Origin of the sequence: Streptomyces sp. NPDC050164 (assembly GCF_044459945.1) — a bacterium.
Classification (GTDB): domain Bacteria; phylum Actinomycetota; class Actinomycetes; order Streptomycetales; family Streptomycetaceae; genus Streptomyces; species Streptomyces coeruleorubidus_A.
Genome location: NZ_JBITJK010000038.1, coordinates 75184 through 96674, shown reverse-complemented (window position 1 = coordinate 96674; position 21491 = coordinate 75184). Strand labels below are relative to the sequence as shown.

The window sequence follows — 21491 nt, the reverse complement described above, 5'->3', positions numbered from 1 at the left end:
GGACCCACACGGGGGTGGAGAGGGAATGCCCGAGCACGAACAGGACGGCCAGGAGCGCGAGTTCGACCTCAGATGGGCGGACAGCGCCGAGCACAAGGAGCCCTCGGCGCGGGCCCGTATGCTCGCCGCGCGCTGGAAGCACAATCCGCCGGGGCCCGTGCCCTTCCGGCCCGAGCCCGACCACAGGGGGTCCGGTCGTCGGTCCCGCTCGTCGTGGGTGTCGACGGCCGTGGTGCTCGGCTCCGTGGCCGCGGTGATCCTGCTGCTCGGGTACCTCAACTTCCGGCCGTACTGAGCCCTGCCGAACCCGCGGGGAGCAGGGACGCCGCGTGGGTGAGGAGCTCGTCGTAGATCTCGGGGCGGTCCTTGTCGACGACGGGGTAGCCGACGCCGAAGTCGCCTCCGATCCAGCGGGCCTCGATGCCGGGGTTGGCGCTGTTGGTGCCGTCGTGCAGGAAGACGTGCGGACTGCAGGTGACGCGGTCGTCGCGGGCCGCGTCGTACTGAGCCATCACCGCCGCCCGGGCCGAGCCGGTGTCCAGGGCGGCGGCGATGGCGTCCACGTCGACCGCGCCGGTCTGCTCGGCGATGTCCAGGATGACGTGCCGCAGTGACATGCACCTGCCTTCGGCCCAGAAGGCGCGGCGCAGGGCACGGTCGAGCCGTTCGCTCGCCGCCCAGCTCTGCGCCTTGGCCGCCTGCACGGCCTCGTGCGCGGGGAGCATGGTGACCGGGTACGTCCAGTCGGGGCCCTGCCACAAGCGCCAGCCGGCGTCCGGTTCCACCGCGCCCAGCACGGAGATCTCGGAGTCGACACCGGGCCGGGCGTTGACCTCGCGGTTGAACAGTTCCAGCGGGAAGGCCCGGAAGTCGAACCAGATCCGTCCCTCCAGCCCCAGCCTGCGCCGTGACTCGTGCAGCCGGTGCACGGCGACGTGGGCGAACGAGCAGTTCAGGTCGGTGAAGACGGCGATGGTGTCGGGGGTCGCGGGCAGCCGCGGGTCGTCGCTCACGAGATCTCCTCGCCTTGCTCCTCGGTCGGGTGTGGTGCTGTGCTCGGTGGCTCGCTCGCCTGCGCGGACGCGCCGGTGATGCGGGTCAGGTGGGGCCGGGCCGTGTGCGTTGGTCGAACTGGGCGACCGTGACGTCGCCGGAGACGACGCCGCCCCGCCAGCGGTAGACCTGTCCGAAGGATCCTTCGGCCTCGTCGGCCGGCAGGTACCGGCTGAAGGCGACCGTGATGCGGTCGCCGCGCCGCACCGGGACCGGCTCGGCGATCGGGAGATAGGCGTGCTTCCAGCTGTCGGAGGTGGTACGGGCCGCGGGGTCGTCGGCACCGACGTCGTCGCCGGAGATGTCCAGCGCGACCGTGTCGGACAGGTCGGCCACGAAGTACCCCTGGAAGCCGGTGAACAGGCCGTCACGCTGGACCGTGCAGGCGAGCCGGACGGTGTAGGTGGTCGCATGTCCCGCACCGGAGACGTCGCCCTGGAAGTCGTAGCGGCGCAGCAGCCTGGGGGCGGCGAGCCGGGCGGAGGCCGGGATGATCGTGTCGTAGTAGAGGTCGTACGGGTCGCGGGCGCGGCGGCGGCGCAGCAGTTCGGTGAAGTCGCCGCGGCTGCCGGCGTCCTGGGGTGCGCCGTTGCGCAGCTGGGCGTGGGCCCGTTCGGCGGCGACGGGAACGAGGTAGCTCTCGACTGCGCGCGGCAGCATGGTGCCGCCGGGGCGCAGGAAGCGGCGCCGGGCGTCGTCGAGGATGGCCACGCAGTTCTCGTTGTCGACGAGGTTGCCCATGATCTCGGAGATGACGAAGTCGACCCGTTCGGGCAGGTCCAGGCCGAAGGAGAGACCGGGCAGCGGGTGGAAGCGGTCGGCGAAGCCGGCGGCGGCGAGCCGCTCCGCGGCGGCGGCGAGGATCTTCTCGTTGAGGTCGATGCCGTAGACGCGGGCCGCGCCGGCCTCCAGGGCCCACTGGGCCAGGATGCCGGTGCCGGTGCCCAGGTCGAGCACGGTCGCGCCGGGGCGTACGGCCTCGGTGATGGCGGCTTGGTAGGCCGCCATGCGCAGCCGGTCGCCGAGCATGAGGTCGTGGAAGCCGTCGTCCCAGTCGAGGAGGCGCTCGGAGGCGGGCAGCCAGACCTGCTCGGGCTCGTAGGTCTGTCCGAGGACACCGGCGTGGTGCACGGTGAGGGACTTCTCGGCGGGGCCGGTCACCGGGCAGCCGGTGGCCAGGTCGAAGCTGCTGCGGTGCAGCGGGCAGGTGATGCGCAGGGTGCGCGGATTGACGTAGCCGTGGACCATGCGGCCCAGGCGGTGCGGGCAGGCGCCGTCGATCACGAACTCGCGGCCGGCGACCCGTACCCGAACCCGGTCGCCGGGCAGTTCTTCGAGCACCGTGTCGTTCACGCCGCCTCCCGGGCACGGGCCACGGCCGTTTCGAAGGCCGCGCCGATCAGCTCGGACAGCAGCCGGGCGCCGATCCACACCTTGGTGGGGTCGATGCCGCCTGCCGTCTCGCACTCCTTGATGGCCAGCTGCATCTCCTGCATGTGGAAGGTGTCGATGTGCAGGTGCTCGGTGTAGTAGTGGCCGTTCGCGATGCCGAGGCGTTCGCAGGCGCGGGCCTGGACGGTGAAGGCGTCGGGAATACTGGCCTCCAGGTAGGCGAGGGCGCCGAGGAAGTACGCGATGTCGTCGGCGCGTTGGGTGAGCCAGTAGAAGACGTTGAGGAACTGGAAGGTCTCGTCGCCGGTGATGTCCAGGAAGCTGTCCGGGTCCTGGGGCAGGCCGAGTTCGGCGAGCAGGTTCAGATAGAGCTGGGAGTGAGCCTGGCGCTGGTTGCCGCAGCCGAACTCGTCGATGAGGACGCGCATCACGGCCATCTGCGCGCGCAGCGGAAGGCGGGGTATCGCGGGGAAGAAGTTCTGCGCTTCGGTGAGTCCGTCCAGCGCGAACTCGCGGACGACGCGGGCGAATTCCTCACGGGTGGCCTTCTCCGCCAGGTAGCTGCCGGCCTGGCTGCCGGCGCGCTCCTGTGCCAGCAGTTCCTCCAGCCTGGCGACCCACTCGGTGCGCGAGCCGACCGGCTCGGTGGTCTCGGTGAGGCGGGCCATCAGCGGCTCGATCCACCGCGCCTCGAACTCCTCGATCTGCGCCACGACCGCGGCGGTGGGCCTGGCGCGGTTGAGCAGGAACAGCCGCTGGTGCGGACTGCCGGTGGGGTGGGCGGTGACGTTCACCGCGGGACCTCCTTGTCGGTCTGCGGCGCCGGGAGCCGTTCCCCGGGCGGGGGCTCGAAGACCGCTCGGGCGGTCTGCAGTACGCCGCGTCGGTGCAGTTCGGTTTTGAGGGCGAGGTACCAGTCGTCGCGGTCGAGGCCGTAGCGGGCGCGGGCCTCGCCCAGCCGGGCGGTGTGTGTGTCGGACGGGTCGCTCAGCAGGGCCGCGCACAGGGCGGGTTCGACATTGCCCAGAGCGACGACGCAGCCGGCCAGGGGCCCGCACTCCAGGAGCAGGTGCTCCAGCCCCTGGAGTACGGGCACACCGGGGTCCGCGGCGATCAGTTCCCGGGTGGCCCGCGCGTCGCCCGCCGAGTCCTTGACCGCGGCGATGCCGGGCAGTGCGCAGATCCGCAGCAGCGTGGCCGCCTCGCAGGTGTTCCCCGAGACCGCTGACTCGTGGTACACGACCACGGGCAGCGTGGTGGCCGAGGTGAGGTCCGCGTAGTGCCGGACCATCTCCTCCTGGCTCACCCCTGGCCCGTACGGCGTGGTGGCCACGACGGCGGCGGCACCGAGTTCCTCGGCCGCGCGGGCGCGGACGGCGACCTCCGCGGTGGTGGGCCGCAGGATGCCGGCGAACACCGGCAGCCCGTCGGCGTGCCGGACGGTCGCGGACACCACCGCGCGCCACTGCCGGTCCGTCAGCACCGCGCCCTCACCGGTGCTGAGCGCCGGCAGCAGGGCGTCTGCGTACGGCCGTACCGACGCCACCAGCCTGGCCGTGTCGGCCTCCGAGACCTCTCCGGTGTCGGTGACCGGTGTCACCAGGGCGACCGTCAGGCCTCCGATCACTGTGCCGTCTCCTTTCCTGCGTCAACGGATGTCTTCCTCAAGCGCCCGCACCGGCGGCCCCCGGGTGGTGCGGCAGCCGGGGGCCGCCGGTCCTCACAGGGCGTCGGCCGGGATGCGCAGCACCAGCGACTGGCGGTAGAGCGCTTCCAGCGGCTCGGGGAAGGCGGGCTCCGACCCCGTGACGGGCGCCGGTGCCCGTACCGGCAGCCCCGGGTGGTCCAGCAGCCGGGGGCTCGCGGTGTGCAGCAGCCCCTTGCGGTTGCCGACCATGCCGAGCAGCAGCCGCTCGTGCACCGGCAGCCCGGCCGGTGTGCCGCCGTCGTCCAGCGCGTGCCGCACGTCGGCCTCGTCGTAGCCGAGGCGGCGGATGTCCATGACGGTGTGCAGGTTGTCCATGAACGGGTAGTAGGCGTCCTGGAGTTCGCGGCCGTAGCCCCAGATGACGTCGTCGCAGCGGCCCACCTGTTCCAGGCTCATCACCAGCCGCCCGGCCAGGCGCGCGGCGAAGAACGCCTTGCAGGCGACCCGCAGTTCCTCGTCCGCGCTGTTCATGCCGAGGAACAGCGCGGCGTCGGCGTAGTCGGCGTTCCGGCCGTCCGCGTCCGTGCCGCCGCCGAGCGGGTCAGCGGGCATGACGGTCGAGCACCTCGCGCATCCGTATCATCGCGTCGGCGAAGGTGCGCGGTTCGCGGGCGAGCGCGAAGCGCACGTAGGACTCGCCCTTGTCGGGCTGGCTCCAGTAGAAGTACCGGCCGGGCAGCACGTAGACCTCGGCGGTGCCCAGGATCCGCTGCAGTTCGGTGGCGCTCAGCTCGGGGTGGTCGATGCGCGCCCAGGCGACGCTGACGGCGGCCACCGGCTCCTGAAGCTCCAGGATGGTGCCGTCCAGCGCCTTGCGGATGGCGTCGCGGTTGGTGGAGAGCACGTCGCGCACCGAGCCGAGCTGGTCGCGGCGGGAGTCCTCGACGTACTGCGTGAGCATGTTGAGGACGAACGGCGAGACGTTGAGCAGGACGCTGGTGTGCAGGTTGTAGACGTCCTGGTGGATGTCGTCGCTGGCCGTGATCATGGCGCACTTGGCGTCCTGCACCGGCCAGGTCTTCCCGGTGTCCTCGATGGCCAGGTACGACACGCCGGAGCTCTCCAGCAGCTCGTAGATGTCGAACCGCTCCAGTTCCGAGCCGAAGAGGGTGAAGGAGGCGAAGCAGAAGTCGAAGATCAGCAGCTTGTTGTGGTCCTTGCAGAACCGGACGACCTCTTCGAAGCCCTTGCGTCCGTACTGCAGCAGCGTGAACCCGGTCGGGTTGTTCGGGTCGACCAGGAACAGGGCGTCGGTGCGCACCCGGCGCTTGAGTTCGGCGTAGATCCGGTCCGGGTCGTGCAGCGCGGACTCGTCGATCGGATAGAGCGGGACGCCCATGTTGTCCAGGACGTCGTAGAGGTTGTCGAAGCAGGGCTCGATCAGCGTCACGGACATCCGCTGCTGCTTGAGGTACATGCCGGCGACCATCGTGGAGATCGACGCGGCGTAGGAGAGCATCGTCTTCTCGCGGGCCAGGGCGGTGTGCTGGCCGTGGAGGCGGAGGAACGCCTCGGTGAAGTTCCGTTCGTAGGTGGCCTGCAGTCCGTTCTCCGCCTCGTACCACAGCTCGGGCAGCCGGGAGACGATCTTCTGCTGGGCCGTGGACTGGCGCTGGTGGGTGTGGGCGTCGGCCAGATTGAATCGGGTACGCAGTGCCTGGATCTCGTGCTGAGTCAGATCACTGAGCTGCCGGCTGCTGGTTTCGGCCAGGCTGCTGTGCAGGTTCACGCTTCCTCCGGTTCATGTGCGGGATGAGGCTGGAGGGGCAGACGTGCTGGGCCGCGTCGGGTGCCCTGTGCCGGGACCGAGCTGCGGAAAGCCGTCACTGTGCCGTCGTGCGCGCCGGGAGACGGCGGCCGAGTGGCGTGGGAACTGACTGCCGCACAAGGCCCGGGCGGGCGGCGGCAGAGGCCCGTCAGTGCGCGAAACGGTCAGGAATCGAACGGGCGAAGCCTGGTCCGCCGTCCACGAAACTCTCGATCCCCGACATGAATTTCCCCCGTCTATCCCCCGTATGCGGACTACAGTCCGCTTCTGTACCTTGGCATAGCATCCGGCCAAGCGGCAAGTACTATCGGTGAGTTGAGCAGCACGCTCCGCTTATCTCACCGCACCGTCCGACAACCGACGCTCGCTGTACACTCGCAACCCCCGCACCCGAAACCTGGACAGAGGACGTGCATGAGCGGCAGGTAGCCGGACTGCCCGATCCAACATTCGGGCCACCGCCACGGGAGCGTGCGGACGCCGCGCGCAACCGCAGCCGCATCCTCACCGTCGCCGCGGAGCTCTTCGCCGAGCATGGTGTGGACGGTGTCTCGCTGGATGTCATCGCCGCCCGCGCCCAGGTCGGCAAGGGCACCCTGTACCGGCGGTTCGGCAGCAAGGCGGGGCTGGCGGCGGCACTTCTGGACGAGCAGGACAAGGAGTTGCAGCGGCGCATCCTCTTCGGGCCTCCCCCACTGGGCCCCGGCACCGACGCGGCCACACGGATCACGGCGTTCTTCGACGCCTATCTCGCGCTGCTGGACGCGAACCTGGAACTCGTCCGCCTCTCGGAGACGGCCGCGCCCGGGGTCCGCTACCAGGTCGGCTCCTACCGCGTCTGGCAGCGCCACCTGGCCGTCCTGCTCGCCGCGGCCCGCCCCGGCACTGATGCCGAGGTGACGGCCCATCTGCTGCTGGCCACCCTCGACGCCGACCTGCACCACGCGCTGCGCCGCTCGGACCTCGGTCCGGACCTGATCCGATCGGCGCTGCGCGGCCTGATGCAGAAGGTGCTGGAGGGATGACACGCCGAGGCTGCCCGCACCGGATGCCGGGCCGCCGCGGTGCAGCTCAGGTCTCCCGGATCGCCTCGATCTCCAGCGAGAGTTCGATCTCCTTGGACACCAGGATGCCGCCGGTCTCGAGGGCCATGTTCCAGGTCAGCCCCCAGTCCTCACGGTCGATCTTCCCGTGGGCGGAGAACACCGCGCGGTCGTTGCCCCACGGGTCCCGGGCGTAGCCCAGGTAGTCCACGGCGAGCGACACCGGGCGGGTCACACCCTTGATCGTCAGATCGCCGTCCATCTTTCCGCTCTTGCCGTCCCAGGCCACCGAGGTCGACTCGAAGGTGGCTTTCGGATGCTTCTCCACGTCGAAGAAGTCCCCGGAACGCAGGTGGTCGTCGCGCGTCCGGTCACCGCTGTCGACGCTGGCCATGTCGATCACGGCGGTCACCCTGCTGTCCTCGGGCCGATCGCCGATCCGCACGGTGGCGTCCACCCCGGTGAACCGTCCGCGCACCTTCGTCAGCATGAAGTGGCGTCCCACGAAGCCGACTTCCGCATGCCCGGGGTCAACCTTCCAGGCGCCGGCGGCCGGCAGTTCGACACCGTCGACCACGCGGGTCGGCGTCGTTGTGTCGTCGGTCATCGTCGTCCCCTCCTCCCTCTTTCCCCGCACGTCCGGCTGAGCACTCGGTCGTGCTCAGCCGGACTCAGCCGTATTCAGCCGGGCTCCCCCCGGACTCCGTCGGAATCAGTCGGACTCAGTCGGAAGCCCGGCGCCGGTCCAGTCCTCCTTGCCGGCCTCGTACGTGTAGACCCGCTCGTAGCCCAGCTCGGCCAGCCGGTTGGCGGCGATCCCGGAGTTGGGGCAGGTCACGCCCGTGCAGTAGACGATGACCTCGGTCTGCTTGTCGGGCACCAGCTCGGGCGCGAGGGCGTCGACCTCGTCCAGCGGCAGGTTGCGGGCGCCCGGCAGGTGGGCCTCCTTGTAGTACGACTCCGGCAGGGCTTCCAGGACCGTCACCGCGCCGGCGTCGATCTTCTGCTTGACCTCGTCACGGGTCAGGTTCTGCACCATGTGGCCACCTCTCAAAAGGTCCGTTTGCGTGCGTGCGCACACACTCTAACAAGTGTGTGCGCACGCACGCAATTGCCGGTTAGGATGGTCACGTGGCTGACCGGGACTACCAACTAGAGGCATGGCGGGCCATGCTGCTCGCCCACAACACCGCCGTGCGCGCCATCGAGAGCGATGTCCAGCGCGACGGCCGCGTCCCCCTCACCTGGTATGACGTCCTGCTCGAACTCAGGGCGGCCGGCGAGGAAGGGCTGCGCATGCAGGATGTCGCCAACCGCGTCGTCCTCAGCCGCACCCGCGTCAGCCGCCTCGTTGACGAGATGGTGCGCGCCGGGCTGGTGCGCAAGGTGCCCGATCCGCACGACCGCCGGGTCTCCTGGGCCGCGATCAGCGAGGACGGCCTCGCCGCCTTGCGCGAGACCGCGCCGGTGTACATGCGCAGCATCCGGCGCCACTTCTCGGCGTACCTCAGCGACGAGGACGCTCAGGTCATCGCCGAGGCGTTGCACAAGGTCGCGCAGCGGGACAGTGACGTGGACTGGGGCTGACCGGCCCCCCTTCTTCGCTCATCTTCTTTGACTCTTCTTCTTTGCTCTTCTTCTCTGCTCCTCTTCTCTGCTCGTCTTCTTTGCTCAGCGCGGAGTTCTCCGAGACCTGTTCATGGGAGCACCGAGCGCACAATGGAAGCTATCGAAGGCTCTGCCGCGAGGTGGTGGTGCAGATGCAGACTCGCTTCCGGAGCGACCCGCGGCTGACCGCGCGCATGGGGGTCACGCTGTTCCTGCTCGGGCTGCTGTACGTGGCGTTCGTCGCCGCGCTGATCGTGCTGCTGAAGTCCTGGGTGCTGGTCGTCGTGATCGCGGCGGCGCTGCTCGCCGCCCAGTACTGGTTCTCCGACCGGATCGCCCTGTTCGCGATGCGCGGGCGGGTGGTGGAGCGGGAGGAGTATCCCGAGCTGCACGCGGTGGTCGACCGGCTGTGCGCGATCGCGGACATGCCGAAGCCGGTGGTCGCCGTGTCCGATATGGACATGCCCAACGCGTTCGCGACCGGGCGGAACCCCGACAACGCCGTGGTCTGTGTGACCACCGGGCTGCTGCGGCGCCTGGAGCCCGCGGAGCTGGAGGGCGTGCTCGCGCACGAGATGTCGCACGTGGCACACAAGGACGTCGCCGTGATCACGATCGCGTCCTTCCTGGGTGTGATCGCGGGGCTGATCGTGCGGTTCGCCTTCTACTCGCAGCTGTTCGGCGGGGGCCGCCGGGACCAGAACACGGCCGTCGTCTTCGTGGCCGTCATGGGGGTCTCCGCGGCCGTGTACGCGCTCAGCTTCCTGCTGATCCGGGCGCTGTCCCGGTACCGGGAGCTGGCCGCGGACCGCGCGGCGGCGCTGCTCACCGGGCGGCCCTCGGCGCTGGCCTCCGCGCTCACCAAGGTCTCCGGGGACATCGCCCGCATCCCGACGAAGGACCTGCGCACGGCCCAGGCCTTCAACGCCTTCTACTTCACCCCGGCGCTGGGCCGCGAGCCGGGCGTGGCACGGCTCTTCTCCACCCACCCGAGCCTGGAGCAGCGGCTCGACCAGCTGGCCCGGATCTCCGCGGAGCTGGGCGAAGCGGCTGCCCCCGGAAAGGGCTGAGCATGGGGTTGCTGGACATTCTCCTCGGCCGGACGAAGCCGGTCGCGCCCGATCTCGACCGGCTCTTCGCGCTGCCGTCGGCAGCCGTGACGCTGGAGGCCGCTGCGGGCTTCACCCCGACCGGGCAGGGCGCGGTGTGCTTCGCCACGGTCGAGGGCGCGGCCTTCGAGCAGGCCCACCGCGAGGTGCAGGCGCTGCTGGACGCGGACAGCGACCGCGACGGCCCGCCGGTGGAACTGCGGCAGGACGACTACGGCTACTCCTGGCTGGTCTCGCAACGCGCCCCCGACCAGCTGGCACCGCTCGTGACGGACCTGCACGCCGTGAACAGCCAGATGGAGGTCAACGGGTTCGGCCCCCAACTGCTGTGCTCCCTGGCCGGGTTCCGGGACCGGTCGGGCCGGCGGCTGGGGCTGGTCTACCTCTACAAGCGCGGCACCTTCTACCCGTTCGCACCCCTGCCGGGACAACCCCAGCGGCGTGACAGCGCGCTGGAGCTCCAGGTGCGGGCGGCGCTCGCCGAGGACCTGCCGATCGAGCAGGACCTGGGCCGCTGGTTCCCGGTGTGGGGAGCGCCAGGTCTGTGACCGCCCGCTGTGTGTGATCGCCCCTCATGTGGCCCGGCCTTGTGAATGAATGGCCGTATGAGCGAGCTGATCCCCTTCACCCATACCGTCGACGGTGAACGAGTCAGCGGACTGTCCGGCGCCGCCGCCCCGGGTGAGCCGGCCAGGGCGACCGCCGTAGTGCTGCACGGCGCGGGCAACGGCAGCAAGGAGCGGCTGGTGCCGTTACTGGCGGAGTTCACCGCCCACGGCTGCCACGCCCTCGCCTTCGACTTCTCCGGGCACGGGGAGAGCACCGGCCTGCTGCGCGAGCTGAGTCTGCGCCGCCGCTTCGAGCAGGCCGTCTCCGTCATCGACGCACGCGCGCGCGTGGACGGGCCGCTGATCCTGGTCGGCTTCAGCATGAGCGGCCAGACGGTGGCCGATCTCGCCCGGCACTACGGGGACCGGGTGGCGGCACTGGGGCTGTGCGCGCCGGCGGTGTACGCCGCTCAGGCGTGGGACGTGCCGTTCGGTGCGGGTGACGGGCGGTTCAGTGAGATCATCCGGCGGCCCGGAAGCTGGCGGGGGTCGCCCGCGCTCGACGTCCTGCGGGGGTACGAGGGGCGGGCGGTGCTCGCGGTGCCGGGCACGGACGAGGTCATCCCGCCCGCTGTGACGGAGGCCGTCTCGGAGGCACTGGCCCGGCGCGCCCAGTTCACCCACTGGGAACTTCCCCGGGCGGAGCACCGGTTGGGCCGGTGGTTCCGTGACCACCCCGAGGACCGGCGGGAGTTCGTCACCGCCGTCCTGACCGGGCTCGGCGAGCGGGGCTGGACGGCGACCCGCGCGTGGGTGGCCAAGCAGCTCCCGGAAGGCCGTAAGGTCGACAAGTCCACCTTCCTCAGGGGCGGTTGGAGCGCCCAGATGCGGCAGCTCACCCTCGACGACGGCACCGCACTCGCCCTGCGCACCTTCGTGAAGCCCTTCTTCCGGCGGCACGCTCCCGGGCTGCTGGCCCGCGAGGCGGACGTGCTCACGCTGCTGGCCGGGCAGGAGGGCGTACCGGCGCCCGAGCTGACCGGCGTGGACGCGACCGCCGAGCACTGCGACCACCCGTGTCTGCTGATGTCCGTGCTGCCGGGCCGGGTCCGGGTGGACGAGGAGGACGACCTGGACCTGCGGGTGGACCTGCTGGCGGCCCAACTGGCCCGGATCCACCGGGTCGTCCCCGGGGAGCGCCCGCGGCCGTACCAGGCGTGGACGTCCCCCGAGCGGGTGCTCGCGCCCGAGGGCGGTGTGTGGGGACGAGCGGTGGACGTGATCCGTCGCGACCCGCCGCCGTACGAGGGCTGCTTCCTGCACCGCGACTTCCACCCGGGGAACGTGCTGTTCACCGGCTCGGGGGCGGGCTTGCGGATCAGCGGTGTCGTCGACTGGGTGGAGACCTCGTGGGGTCCCGCCGACCTGGACGTCGCGCACTGCTCGACGGCCCTCGCGCTGCTGCACGGCCCGCAGTACGGCCTCGGTTTCCGGGAGCGCTACGAGGCCCAGGGCGGCCGCCGGCTCGCCGACGGCCCGGACCACCTGTACTGGCGGCTGCTCGACGCCCTGGCCTACGTCCCCGACGCGGCGAAGCTGGCGGGCCCGTGGCGGGAGCTGGGCCGCACCGATCTGACGCCCCAGGTGCTGGGCGGGCGGCTGGAGGCGTATGTGGCGGGCCTGCTGGAGCGGTACGCCTGAGGGACGGTGGCGGGTGCGGGTAGCGGCCCTGGCGATGACGGCCGATTGTCAGTGGCGTTCGCGATGATGCAGTCGGGTCGGAGGGACGTGACGAACGGAGGCCGGTATGGGCAGCAGGGCGCAGCGGTACCTCGGGGTGGCGGAGCGGCGGGCCCGGCTCGCGCTGCGGCAGCGGCTGGCCGGGCCGGCGCGGGCGGGAACTCCCGAGGAGGTCGCCGGTTCGCTCGTCGCCCTGCACGGCACGGACCCGGCGACGGTGTACCTGGCCGTGGGCGCGCGGCTCGCGGACCCCGCGCAGACGGTGGCGCAGACCGGGCGCGCGCTGTACGACGACCGTTCCCTGGTTCGGATGCACGGCATGCGGCACACGGTGTTCGTGTTCCCCACGGCCCTGACCGCCGTCGTGCACGCCTCGACCGGGCTCGCGGTCGCCGCGCGGGAGAGGGCCGCGCTGCTCAAGCACATGGCGGCGGCCGGGGCGCCGGACGCGGCCTGGCTGAAGGAGGTCGAGGAGTCGGCGCTGGCGGCGCTCGCCCGGCGCGGGCAGGCCACGGCCGCCGAACTCGCCCAGGACGAGCCGCGGCTGCGGGAGCAGTTCGCGTACGCGGCCGGCAAGAGCTACGAGGGCCTGCACACGGTCTCGACCCGGCTGCTGAAGGTGCTGGGCGTCGAGGGGAAGGTCGTACGCGGCCGGCCGCTCGGCTCCTGGACGTCCAGCCAGTTCCGCTGGGCCGTGGCGCCCGAGCACCCCGAACTGGACCCGGCACAGGCGCAGGCGGAGCTGCTGAGACTGTGGCTCGCCGCGTGCGGTCCGGCGACCGAGGCCGATCTGAAGTGGTGGACGGGATGGCGCGTGACGGAGGTCCGCGGGGCGCTGGCCGCGATCGGGGCGCAGCCGGTGTCGCTGGACGAGGGCACGGGATACGTGACCGACGGCGATGTCGACGAAGTGGCCGCGCCCGGCGAGCCCTGGGCCGCCCTGCTGCCCGCCCTCGACCCGACGGCGATGGGGTGGCAGCAGCGCGACTGGTATCTCGCGCCGGAGCTGCGGCCCCTGCTGTTCGACCGCAGCGGGAACGTCGGGCCGACGGTGTGGTGGAACGGACGCGTGGTCGGCGGATGGGCCCAGCGGCCCGACGGGGAGATCGTCTGGCGGATCCTCGACGAGGAAGGGGAGGGCCGGGAGGCGCTCGCGGCGATCGAGAAGGAAGCGGAGCGGCTGAGGGGGTGGGTGGGGACGATCAGGATCACACCTCGCTTTCGGACGCCGCTGGAGAAGGAGTTGGCGGCGGGCCAGGACGTGTGAGAACACCGACGCCGGGTGCCCTGAGGAACAGGCACCCGGCGCTCCGGGATCAGCTCAGCGCGAGTAGCGCATGAGCGCCCTCACCATGTGGCACGTGGTGTCCGACGGCGGGTGGACGCCGATCAGTTCCGCCGTGTCGCGGATCGTCTCGTTGCGGGCCTGGTTCGGCATGTAGACGCCGGAGTCGAGCAGGGCGATGGCGAGGCGCATCGCCTTGAGGCGACGGTTGTGCGAGACGTACCACTCGCGCGGCCGGCCCGGCGGCAGCGGCCGCTTCTCCACGGGCACGTACGGCAGGTCGAGCAGGACGGGGCGCTTCGCGGTGGACTGGGTGGGCAGCGGCTTCGGCTTGAGTGCGGCAGCGGGCACAGGCATCCTCCTGTCGCGGTCAGGGCGGCTCACCGGAGTCCTCGGCGATCCCGGCGCCACCCTCGAACACTGCTTCAATTCTACTGCCCACCACTGACAAAAGGCCCTGGCCACAAGGGCTTTCGGGGATGGGGTGACACAAGTGGAGAACGGGTTTCGAGTCACGCTTCCCGGCGTCACGGAGGCGTACCGTGGGCCCATGGAGATCTGGATCAACCCGGCCTGTTCCAAGTGCCGCAGTGCCGTGCAGCTGCTCGACGTCGAGGGCGCCGACTACACCGTCCGCCGCTACCTGGAGGACGTGCCGAGCGAGGACGAGATCCGGGACGTGCTGGACCGGCTCGGACTGGAGCCCTGGGACATCACCCGCACCCAGGAGGCCGCCGCCAAGGAACTCGGCGTCAAGGAATGGGCCAGGGACGCGAGTTCGCGGGAGCGGTGGATCAAGGCCCTGGCCGAGCATCCCAAGCTGATCCAGCGGCCGATCATCACCGCAGACGACGGTACGGCGGTGGTCGCGCGCACGGACGAGGCCGTGCGGGACGCCCTCTCCCGTTAGAGATCCCCTGGAGGTCTCCTTCTTGTGTGACACACGTTACTTGGGTGACTCCTGTAACCGATGAGTAACCTCGTTCGGTATCTCGTACATAGCGGCGTACGTTCCCCTACCTCTTCAGGAGGCGCGCATGTCGCGTAGGAGAACCCTCGGTACGAAGAAGAAGGTCGCGCTGCTGGTGAGCGCGACGACCGTGGCGGGGGGCGGGGCCTTCGTCATGGCGAGCACGTCGAACGCCGCGCAGACCCCCAAGTCGGCGGCGCAGTCGGCGGTGTGCCAGGGACTCGCCACCGCCCTCGGCAACAACCAGAAGTTCATCGCGGACCAGCGGGCCAACCCGGACGCGCAGTCCGAGGCGCGGATCGCCAACCGCGAGGCGGTCGTCACGGAGATCCAGCGGAAGCAGGAGGCGTCGGGGTGCGTGGTGGGGGAGTCGGCTCAGGACCCCCGGGCCACGCAGCCGTCGCAGCCCGCCCAGTCTGCCCCCGCGGAGAACTCCGGCGGTGGCGCCGCGGGCTCCGGGCAGCAGGTGTGCAACGGCTCCACCGTCACGCTCTCCGGCGAGGACGGTGCGCCCGCCGCGTCCAGCAACCAGTTCCCGGCCGGCACGAAGCTGAAGGTCACCAACCTGGACAACGACAAGTCCACGACGGTGGAGGTCACTTCGTTCTCCGGCAGCTGTGTGCTGCTCAACAACGCGGCATTCGAACAGGTCCGTGAGCCCGGCAAGTTCCTGATCCGCCGGGCCGTGATCGAGAAGGTGGGGTGACGCCGGGCGAACCAGGACGAGTGAGTCACTGAGGCGGCGGCCCACCCCTCGGCCGCCTCCTCGTACGTGTCGACGGTCCTGCTGCTCCCGGCCAGGAGCAGCAGGACCTGACCAGCCGCTCCCTCGGGACCAAACACCCTCACAGCGTGAGGTACGGCACAGCGACACCAGGTAACACGGGGTTCACATTCGAGCAATGGCCGGGAAATCGCCTGTTGACAGGCTGCCGGGCATTGACGGCGGCGCCCCAGTGCCGCAGCGCCGCAAGCACCCGCGATACGCGCCCAGACACACCCCCGAAGGATGTGGCCCGTGACCTTCAAGGCTGAGTACATCTGGATCGACGGCACCGAGCCGACGGCCAAGCTGCGTTCCAAGACCAAGATCATCTCGGGCTCTCCCGCCGGTCTGGACGCGCTGCCGATCTGGGGCTTCGACGGGTCCTCCACGAACCAGGCCGAGGGCCACGCCTCGGACTGCGTCCTCAAGCCGGTCTTCACCTGCCCGGACCCGATCCGCGGCGGTGACGACGTACTGGTCCTGTGCGAGGTCCTGAACATCGACCTCACCCCGCACGCCACCAACACCCGTGCCGCGCTGGCCGAGGTCGAGGAGAAGTTCGCGGCGCAGGAGCCGATCTTCGGCATCGAGCAGGAGTACACCTTCTTCAAGGACGGCTACCCGCTCGGCTTCCCCAAGGGCGGCTTCCCGGCCCCGCAGGGCGGCTACTACTGCGGCGTCGGCGCCGACGAGATCTTCGGCCGTGACGTCGTCGAGGCGCACCTGGACAACTGCCTGAAGGCGGGCCTGGGCATCTCCGGCATCAACGCCGAGGTCATGCCCGGCCAGTGGGAGTTCCAGGTCGGCCCGCTCGCCCCGCTGGAGGTCTCCGACCAGCTGTGGGTGGCCCGCTGGCTGCTCTACCGCACCGCGGAGGACTTCGACATCGCCGCGACGCTGGACCCGAAGCCGGTGAAGGGCGACTGGAACGGCGCCGGTGCGCACACCAACTTCTCCACCAAGGCGATGCGCGAGTCCTACGACGCGATCATCACCGCGGCCGAGTCGCTCGGTGAGGGCTCCAAGCCCCTCGACCACGTCAAGAACTACGGCGCCGGCATCGACGACCGCCTGACCGGTCTGCACGAGACCGCCCCGTGGAACGAGTACTCCTACGGCGTCTCCAACCGCGGCGCCTCGGTCCGTATCCCGTGGCAGGTCGAGAAGGACGGCAAGGGCTACATCGAGGACCGCCGTCCGAACGCCAACGTCGACCCGTACGTCGTGACCCGCCTGCTCGTCGACACCTGCTGCTCGGCGCTGGAGAAGGCCGGCCAGGTCTGACCGACGCCATAGGGCTCCGCAGGGGGCGCTCACCGTTCGCGGTGGGCGCCCCCTCGCGTTGTCAGTGGGCCATGTCATCGTGGGGGCATGAAGATCGACGGGGGCCTCGCCGTCAAGGTGAGGACGGAGAGCGGGCAGACGTACGCGCGGATCCCGGCGCGGCAACTGCGCGAGCTGGTGGAGCGGATCGGCGGGGACGACGACCACTACCTCGTGGTGCAGCGGATACCGGACCGGCCGCTGGTCTTCATCCAGACGGCACGCGATGCGGACGGGGCGTACGACCTCCAGCACCGCACGGGCCGCGTTCCCCACATGTGGGTGGCCCGGGTGACCGCCCCGGGCATCGTCGCCGAGGTGATGGTGCGCTGGGCGCGGCAGGAGGACGGCTGGGACGCCTCAGTCGCCTGGGAGCGCGAGGAGTTCGGGTTGCCCGAGGAGGCTCCCGCCCTCGCGGCCGAGGTCGCCGCGCGGGCCGAGGAGTACGTCCGCGAGATGCTCCAGGACGGGTATCTGGGCATCGAGGCGATGATCCGCGAGACGGTGTACCTGATGGAGGACGGCGAGGGCGCATCTCCCGTTTCCCAGGCGCAGGCCCGTGAGATCGTCGAGCGGCTGTGGCTGGACCGGCTCGACGAGCAGGAGACGTGGGCGGGGCCGACCGATCCGGACCGGCTGGAGCAGGCCTTCGCGGCCCTGGAGGACGACGGCATCGTCGCCCGGGAGGACTTCACCTGCTGCCGCGGCTGCGGCATGTCGGAGATCGGCGCGGAGGCGGACGGCAGGCCGGGGGTGCGGGGTTTCGTCTTCTTCCACCGCCAGGGCACGCGCGGCGCGGCGCAGGGCCACGGCCTGTCGCTCTACTACGGCGGGTTCGACGGCTCCGAGGAGACCACGAAGGCCGTCGGACACGAGGTCGTGGCGGCGCTGACCGCGGCCGGGCTGTCCGCGCAGTGGGACGGCGACCCGGGCAAGGCGATCGACGTCGCGCCCCTGGAGTGGCGCAAGCGCCTGGTGGGATGAGGTGCCGGAGGGGTCGTACGCCCGCCCGGCGGATGTCCAAGCTGTGAGAGGAGGGTCCCGGCACCGGGTCCCGGTCTGCTTCAATGGCCCCATGGCCAGCTTCCAGAAGCACATCGCGACGGGTCGCCATGACCTCGAGCCCTTCTGGCCGTCCCGTCAGGACCATGACTTCGACCGGGTGTGTTGCCGCGCGACGAACGCGCCGGCCCTCTAAAGCCGTACACCCCGGCCTTCGGCCAGCGCGAACCGCGTACGTCCCTCGGCGAGCCCGACCACGAATCGCGGCCGTCGACCTCTCCGACGAACTCCTCGCGCGAAAGAGCTGACCTCTCATGGCGACCACTCGTTCCCTGTCTCCCGCCGCCCCCTTCAACGCCCCGTCGGCCACCGGGTCCCGTCATCGGCTGCGTGCCGTCGACCGGGACGAGGTTGTCACGGTCGCGGATCTGCTGCCTCCGGGTGCCACCTGGCTCCCGGCGCCCCAGCACACCCTGCCCACGCTGCCGGGGCAGCCGCCGATGGTCGGCTATCTGGTGCTCGTCCCGGCCGACCAGCAGCCGCCGTTCCCGGCGGCGGTGCCGGACCGGCCGGAGGCCGCCCGCCCGGAAGGCACCGAAGGCCCCGCAGGACTCGAAGCCCCCGAGCCGGGTGGCGAGCCGCTGATCCGGGTCGACACCGTGCAGCGCACCGCCGAGGTGGCCGGGCGGCCCCTCGACCTCACGTACCTGGAGTTCGAGCTGCTGGCCCACCTGGTGGCGCACCCGGGCCGGGTGCACACCCGCGACCAGCTGGTCGGCACGGTGTGGGGCTACGGGCACGTGGGCGACGGCCGTACGGTCGACGTCCACATCGCCCGCCTGCGCCGCAAGCTGGGCGCCGAGCACCGCGACACGATCCGCACCGTGCGCCGGGTCGGCTACAAGTACGTTCCTCCAGTGGGTCGCTGAGCCGCTGGTCCCGCCCGTCTGCTGACGGCAGACGGGCGTTCCGTTCCACCGCCCCGGCGGGCAGAGTCATCGGCATGAGACTTCTGATGCTGGGTGGTACGGAGTTCGTGGGCCGGGCCGTCGTGGAGGCGGCCCTGGGGCGGGGCTGGGATGTGACCGTCTTCCACCGGGGGCGGCACGAGGCGCCGCCGGGTGTGCGGTCGCTGCTCGGCGACCGCACCACGCCCGGCGGTCTGGCCGCCCTCGCCGAGGACCCGGGCGAGTGGGACATCGTCGTCGACACCTGGTCGGCGGCGCCCCGGGCGGTGCGGGACGCGGCGCGGCTGCTGCGGGGCCGCGCCCGCCGGTACGTGTACGTGTCGAGCTGCTCGGTGTACGAGTGGGCCCGGCCTGCCGGGTACACCGAGGACGCGCCGCTGGTGGAGGGCGCCTCGGCCGACGCGGAGCAGACCGCGTACGCACAGGACAAGCGCGGTGGTGAACTGGCCGTGCTGGACGCCTTCGGCGAGGACCGGTCGGTGCTCGTACGGGCCGGGCTGATCCTCGGCCCGTACGAGAACATCGGTCGGCTGCCCTGGTGGCTGGCCCGCACGGCGCGCGGCGGCCCGATGCTGGCCCCCGGCCCGCGCGACCTGCCCCTCCAGTACGTGGACGTCCGTGACCTGGCCGAGTGGGTCCTGCACGCGGCGGAGCGGGAGCTGAGCGGGCCGTACAACCTGGTCAGTCCGCCGGGGCACACCACGATGGGCGAGCTGCTGGACACCTGCGCACGAGTCACCGGCGGCGCGGCCGAACTCCGGTGGACCGAGCCGGAGGTGATCCTCCGGGCGGGCATCCAGCCGTGGACCGAGCTGCCGGTGTGGGTGCCGCCGGGCAGTGACCTGCACGACGGTCTGCACAACAGGGACGTCTCACGGGCGGTCTCCGCGGGGCTGAGCTGCCGGCCCGTCGAGGAGACCGTGGCCGACACCTGGCGGTGGCTCCAGGATGTCGGCGGCGTGGCGCCACAGCGCCCGGACCGGCCGAGCCCGGGCCTCGACCCGGAGGTTGAGGCCAAGGTGCTCGCGGCCGCCGGGGGTGTACCTGGCACCACCCCCTGATCCGGGGGCCCGGCCCCGTGACCGCCGCCGCACGCCTCCGCGAGACTGACGGCATGACCAACGATACGAAGAACGGCGGGGGTTCGAGGGCTCGGGGCATGGGAGTCGCCGCGCTGCGGGGGCTGGCGCTGGCCCTGGTGACACTACCGGGGGCCGTCCTCTGCTTCGTCCTCTCCCTTGTGTCCATCGCGCTCATCCCGATCGGCGTCGGCCTCGTCACGACACCGTGGGTGCTGACGAGGGTTCGGGCGTTCGCGGACTGGCGGCGGGTCCTCGCGGCCGAGTGGGGCGGGGTACGGATCCCGTCGGCGTACCGGCCGCTGCCGAGGGACGCCAATCCGTGGACCCGGACCTTCGGGATGCTCGGCGACCCGGCGACCTGGCGGGATCTGAGGTGGCTGCCCGTAGACATGACGGCGGGATTCCTCACCGCGCTGCTGCCGGCCGTGCTGCTCTGCTATCCGCTGGAGGGGTTCGCGATCGCGGCCGGGCTGTGGCGACCCTTCGCGGACTCCGCCGGCGGGACGTACTGGTACGGGTTCGTGCCGGTCAGGGATCAGGTATCCGCGCTCGGCGCCGGCGCCCTCGCCCTCGTCCTCCTCTTCCTCGCCCACTTCTACACCGCGCGCCTGCTCCAGGCCCACTTCCGCCTCACCCGCGCCGTCCTCGGCTCCGACCAGGATGAACTCGCCGCGCGAGTACGGGTGTTGACCGAGACCCGACGGGACGCCGTCGACACCTCCGCCGCCGAACTGCGGCGCATCGAGCGGGACCTGCACGACGGTGCCCAGGCCCGGCTGGTGGCGGTCGGCATGGACCTGGGCACCATCGAGGCGCTCCTCGACAAGGACCCGGCCAAGGCCAAGGAGCTGATCGCGCAGGCCCGCAGGTCCTCGGTCGAGGCGCTGTCCGAGCTGCGCGAGCTGGTGCGCGGCATCCATCCGCCGGTCCTGGCCGAGCGCGGACTGGGCGACGCCGTACGGGCGCTGGCGCTGCGGCTGCCGGTGGCCACCGAGGTGAACGTGGAGCTGCCCGGGCGGGCGGAGGCGCCCGTGGAGTCGGCCGCGTACTTCGCCGTGAGCGAGGTGCTCACCAACGCCGTGAAGCACTCCGGTGCCGACCGGATCTGGGTCGACCTGCACCACACGGACGGCCATCTGCGGGCGACCGTCACCGACAACGGCAAGGGAGGTGCGGTGATCGAGGCCGGTTCCGGGCTGGCCGGGGTGGAGCGGCGACTGGGTACATTCGACGGCGTCCTGGCCGTCGGCAGCCCCGCGGGCGGTCCCACCATGGTCACCATGGAGATCCCTTGCGCGTTGTCCTAGCCGAAGACCTCTTCCTGCTGCGCGACGGACTCGTCCGGCTGCTCCAGGCGCACGACTTCGAGATCGCGGCGGCCGTCGAGTCCGGTCCCGAACTGGCCGCCGCGCTGGCCGAGCTGGCACCGGACGTCGCCGTGGTCGACGTACGTCTGCCGCCCACCCACACCGACGAGGGGCTGCAGTGTGCGCTTCAGGCCCGCAGGAAGCGGCCCGGGCTGCCGGTGCTGGTGCTCTCCCAGCACGTGGAGCAGCTGTACGCGCGTGAGCTGCTCGCCGACGGCACCGGCGGCGTCGGATACCTGCTGAAGGACCGGGTGTTCGACGCCGAGCAGTTCGTGGACGCGGTACGGCGGGTCGCCGCCGGTGGCACGGCGATGGATCCGCAGGTCATCCAGCAGCTGCTGGCGCGGCAGACGGGCGACGGCCGGCCGCTGGCCCGGCTGACGCCCCGGGAGCGGGAGGTGCTGGAGCTGATGGCGCAGGGCCGGTCCAACGCGGCGATCGCGAGCAGGCTGGTCGTGACGGAACGGGCGATCGCCAAGCACACCGCGAACATCTTCGCCAAACTGGGCCTTGAGGTCTCGGACGACGACAACCGGCGCGTGCTGGCCGTTCTCGCGTATCTCGACCATGGCCGGTGAAAACGGACCTGCTCATTCACACACCGTCGAGGATCGACAACTCCCGGTGTGCAAGGGTCCGTTGAGAACACAGCTCCCTCACGAATCTCGCGTTGTTTTCCGAGACATCTGAACACCCCTGGGACGGCCTCCGTATGGAAGGGAGCCGCTTCACTCCTGTCGGGCGCCTCGATGCCCCCGA

The 21491-nt window shown here is 71.1% G+C and carries 24 protein-coding genes; 15 read left to right on the top strand and 9 right to left on the bottom strand.

Annotated features, from left to right (window positions below; all coding sequences use genetic code 11):
- The first annotated feature begins 25 nt into the window (after positions 1-25).
- Positions 26-295, top strand: coding sequence for a hypothetical protein (locus ACIBNA_RS35965; RefSeq protein WP_399169391.1), 270 nt, complete (start codon positions 26-28; stop codon positions 293-295).
- Here the strand turns inward: ACIBNA_RS35965 and ACIBNA_RS35960 are convergent.
- The 6 genes from ACIBNA_RS35960 to ACIBNA_RS35935 form a co-directional block, all read right to left on the bottom strand.
- A complete protein-coding gene (locus ACIBNA_RS35960; protein WP_399169390.1) occupies positions 276-1013 on the bottom strand; it encodes a DsbA family protein in 738 nt (245 codons plus the stop codon). The genes ACIBNA_RS35965 and ACIBNA_RS35960 overlap by 20 nt on opposite strands.
- Positions 1014-1098: 85 nt before the next feature.
- A complete protein-coding gene (locus ACIBNA_RS35955) occupies positions 1099-2406 on the bottom strand; it encodes a methyltransferase domain-containing protein (protein WP_399169389.1) in 1308 nt (435 codons plus the stop codon).
- Complete coding sequence (locus ACIBNA_RS35950; RefSeq protein ID WP_399169387.1) at positions 2403-3239, bottom strand: iron-containing redox enzyme family protein; 837 nt, start codon at positions 3237-3239, stop codon at positions 2403-2405. The genes ACIBNA_RS35955 and ACIBNA_RS35950 overlap by 4 nt, the downstream gene beginning before the upstream one ends.
- Complete coding sequence (locus ACIBNA_RS35945; protein WP_399169386.1) at positions 3236-4072, bottom strand: dihydrodipicolinate synthase family protein; 837 nt, start codon at positions 4070-4072, stop codon at positions 3236-3238. The genes ACIBNA_RS35950 and ACIBNA_RS35945 overlap by 4 nt, the downstream gene beginning before the upstream one ends.
- Positions 4073-4165: 93 nt before the next feature.
- Positions 4166-4705 (bottom strand): DUF6190 family protein, encoded by a 540-nt coding sequence (locus ACIBNA_RS35940; RefSeq protein ID WP_399169384.1) that lies wholly within the window; start codon positions 4703-4705, stop codon positions 4166-4168.
- Positions 4695-5882, bottom strand: a complete 1188-nt coding sequence (locus ACIBNA_RS35935; protein WP_399169383.1) for an aminotransferase class I/II-fold pyridoxal phosphate-dependent enzyme — start codon at positions 5880-5882, stop codon at positions 4695-4697. Before ACIBNA_RS35935 ends, ACIBNA_RS35940 begins: the two co-directional genes overlap by 11 nt.
- A 449-nt stretch (positions 5883-6331) precedes the next feature.
- Between ACIBNA_RS35935 and ACIBNA_RS35930 the strand changes: the two genes are divergently transcribed.
- Positions 6332-6946, top strand: a complete 615-nt coding sequence (locus tag ACIBNA_RS35930) for a TetR/AcrR family transcriptional regulator (RefSeq protein WP_399169382.1) — start codon at positions 6332-6334, stop codon at positions 6944-6946.
- A gap of 46 nt (positions 6947-6992) precedes the next feature.
- Here ACIBNA_RS35930 and ACIBNA_RS35925 read toward each other — a convergent pair whose 3' ends face one another.
- On the bottom strand, positions 6993-7571 hold the full coding sequence (locus ACIBNA_RS35925) for a YceI family protein (RefSeq protein ID WP_399169380.1): 579 nt from the start codon (positions 7569-7571) through the stop codon (positions 6993-6995).
- 105 nt (positions 7572-7676) lie between these two features.
- Positions 7677-8003 (bottom strand): rhodanese-like domain-containing protein, encoded by a 327-nt coding sequence (locus tag ACIBNA_RS35920; RefSeq protein ID WP_399169379.1) that lies wholly within the window; start codon positions 8001-8003, stop codon positions 7677-7679.
- Between the two features lie 92 nt (positions 8004-8095).
- Between ACIBNA_RS35920 and ACIBNA_RS35915 the strand changes: the two genes are divergently transcribed.
- The 5 genes from ACIBNA_RS35915 to ACIBNA_RS35895 all read left to right on the top strand — a co-directional run bounded on the left by ACIBNA_RS35915 (position 8096) and on the right by ACIBNA_RS35895 (position 13236).
- Positions 8096-8551: a MarR family winged helix-turn-helix transcriptional regulator gene (locus ACIBNA_RS35915; RefSeq protein ID WP_399169378.1), complete on the top strand. Its 456-nt coding sequence runs from the start codon at positions 8096-8098 to the stop codon at positions 8549-8551.
- A 173-nt stretch (positions 8552-8724) separates the two neighbouring features.
- Entirely contained in the window at positions 8725-9642 is a 918-nt protein-coding gene (gene htpX / locus ACIBNA_RS35910) for a zinc metalloprotease HtpX (RefSeq protein ID WP_399169377.1), read from the top strand.
- Positions 9643-9644: 2 nt separating this feature from the next.
- The gene (locus ACIBNA_RS35905) at positions 9645-10229 is read left to right on the top strand and encodes a hypothetical protein (protein ID WP_399169376.1); all 585 of its coding nucleotides are present in this window, start codon (positions 9645-9647) and stop codon (positions 10227-10229) included.
- A gap of 57 nt (positions 10230-10286) precedes the next feature.
- Positions 10287-11930 carry an alpha/beta fold hydrolase gene (locus ACIBNA_RS35900; protein WP_399169375.1) on the top strand — a complete coding sequence of 548 codons (1644 nt, stop codon included), beginning with the start codon at positions 10287-10289 and terminating at the stop codon, positions 11928-11930.
- Positions 11931-12036: 106 nt separating this feature from the next.
- Complete coding sequence (locus ACIBNA_RS35895) at positions 12037-13236, top strand: winged helix DNA-binding domain-containing protein (RefSeq protein ID WP_399169374.1); 1200 nt, start codon at positions 12037-12039, stop codon at positions 13234-13236.
- A gap of 54 nt (positions 13237-13290) precedes the next feature.
- Here ACIBNA_RS35895 and ACIBNA_RS35890 read toward each other — a convergent pair whose 3' ends face one another.
- On the bottom strand, positions 13291-13605 hold the full coding sequence (locus tag ACIBNA_RS35890) for a hypothetical protein (RefSeq protein WP_059413684.1): 315 nt from the start codon (positions 13603-13605) through the stop codon (positions 13291-13293).
- 199 nt (positions 13606-13804) lie between these two features.
- Between ACIBNA_RS35890 and ACIBNA_RS35885 the strand changes: the two genes are divergently transcribed.
- The 8 genes from ACIBNA_RS35885 to ACIBNA_RS35850 all read left to right on the top strand — a co-directional run bounded on the left by ACIBNA_RS35885 (position 13805) and on the right by ACIBNA_RS35850 (position 21310).
- Positions 13805-14164 (top strand): arsenate reductase family protein, encoded by a 360-nt coding sequence (locus ACIBNA_RS35885; protein WP_399169373.1) that lies wholly within the window; start codon positions 13805-13807, stop codon positions 14162-14164.
- A 127-nt stretch (positions 14165-14291) separates the two neighbouring features.
- A complete protein-coding gene (locus ACIBNA_RS35880) occupies positions 14292-14930 on the top strand; it encodes a hypothetical protein (protein WP_399169372.1) in 639 nt (212 codons plus the stop codon).
- A 312-nt stretch (positions 14931-15242) separates the two neighbouring features.
- Positions 15243-16274 (top strand): glutamine synthetase, encoded by a 1032-nt coding sequence (gene glnII / locus ACIBNA_RS35875; protein ID WP_274815783.1) that lies wholly within the window; start codon positions 15243-15245, stop codon positions 16272-16274.
- Between the two features lie 87 nt (positions 16275-16361).
- Positions 16362-17297 carry a DUF6891 domain-containing protein gene (locus ACIBNA_RS35870; RefSeq protein WP_399169371.1) on the top strand — a complete coding sequence of 312 codons (936 nt, stop codon included), beginning with the start codon at positions 16362-16364 and terminating at the stop codon, positions 17295-17297.
- A 332-nt stretch (positions 17298-17629) separates the two neighbouring features.
- On the top strand, positions 17630-18244 hold the full coding sequence (locus tag ACIBNA_RS35865; protein WP_399169370.1) for a winged helix-turn-helix domain-containing protein: 615 nt from the start codon (positions 17630-17632) through the stop codon (positions 18242-18244).
- Between the two features lie 74 nt (positions 18245-18318).
- Entirely contained in the window at positions 18319-19344 is a 1026-nt protein-coding gene (locus ACIBNA_RS35860; protein ID WP_399169369.1) for an NAD-dependent epimerase/dehydratase family protein, read from the top strand.
- A 53-nt stretch (positions 19345-19397) separates the two neighbouring features.
- A complete protein-coding gene (locus tag ACIBNA_RS35855; protein ID WP_399169368.1) occupies positions 19398-20672 on the top strand; it encodes a sensor histidine kinase in 1275 nt (424 codons plus the stop codon).
- Positions 20657-21310 (top strand): LuxR C-terminal-related transcriptional regulator, encoded by a 654-nt coding sequence (locus ACIBNA_RS35850; protein ID WP_399169367.1) that lies wholly within the window; start codon positions 20657-20659, stop codon positions 21308-21310. Before ACIBNA_RS35855 ends, ACIBNA_RS35850 begins: the two co-directional genes overlap by 16 nt.
- The last annotated feature ends 181 nt before the right edge of the window (positions 21311-21491 follow it).

Coding starts and splice junctions, on each gene's coding strand:
- ACIBNA_RS35965 (WP_399169391.1), top strand. CDS start 26: ATGCCCGAGCACGAACAGGACGGCCAGGAGCGCGAGTTCGACCTCAGA.
- ACIBNA_RS35940 (WP_399169384.1), bottom strand. CDS start 4,705: ATGCCCGCTGACCCGCTCGGCGGCGGCACGGACGCGGACGGCCGGAAC.
- ACIBNA_RS35925 (WP_399169380.1), bottom strand. CDS start 7,571: ATGACCGACGACACAACGACGCCGACCCGCGTGGTCGACGGTGTCGAA.
- ACIBNA_RS35920 (WP_399169379.1), bottom strand. CDS start 8,003: ATGGTGCAGAACCTGACCCGTGACGAGGTCAAGCAGAAGATCGACGCC.
- htpX (WP_399169377.1), top strand. CDS start 8,725: ATGCAGACTCGCTTCCGGAGCGACCCGCGGCTGACCGCGCGCATGGGG.
- ACIBNA_RS35905 (WP_399169376.1), top strand. CDS start 9,645: ATGGGGTTGCTGGACATTCTCCTCGGCCGGACGAAGCCGGTCGCGCCC.
- ACIBNA_RS35900 (WP_399169375.1), top strand. CDS start 10,287: ATGAGCGAGCTGATCCCCTTCACCCATACCGTCGACGGTGAACGAGTC.
- ACIBNA_RS35895 (WP_399169374.1), top strand. CDS start 12,037: ATGGGCAGCAGGGCGCAGCGGTACCTCGGGGTGGCGGAGCGGCGGGCC.
- ACIBNA_RS35885 (WP_399169373.1), top strand. CDS start 13,805: ATGGAGATCTGGATCAACCCGGCCTGTTCCAAGTGCCGCAGTGCCGTG.
- ACIBNA_RS35880 (WP_399169372.1), top strand. CDS start 14,292: ATGTCGCGTAGGAGAACCCTCGGTACGAAGAAGAAGGTCGCGCTGCTG.
- ACIBNA_RS35870 (WP_399169371.1), top strand. CDS start 16,362: ATGAAGATCGACGGGGGCCTCGCCGTCAAGGTGAGGACGGAGAGCGGG.
- ACIBNA_RS35865 (WP_399169370.1), top strand. CDS start 17,630: ATGGCGACCACTCGTTCCCTGTCTCCCGCCGCCCCCTTCAACGCCCCG.
- ACIBNA_RS35860 (WP_399169369.1), top strand. CDS start 18,319: ATGAGACTTCTGATGCTGGGTGGTACGGAGTTCGTGGGCCGGGCCGTC.
- ACIBNA_RS35855 (WP_399169368.1), top strand. CDS start 19,398: ATGACCAACGATACGAAGAACGGCGGGGGTTCGAGGGCTCGGGGCATG.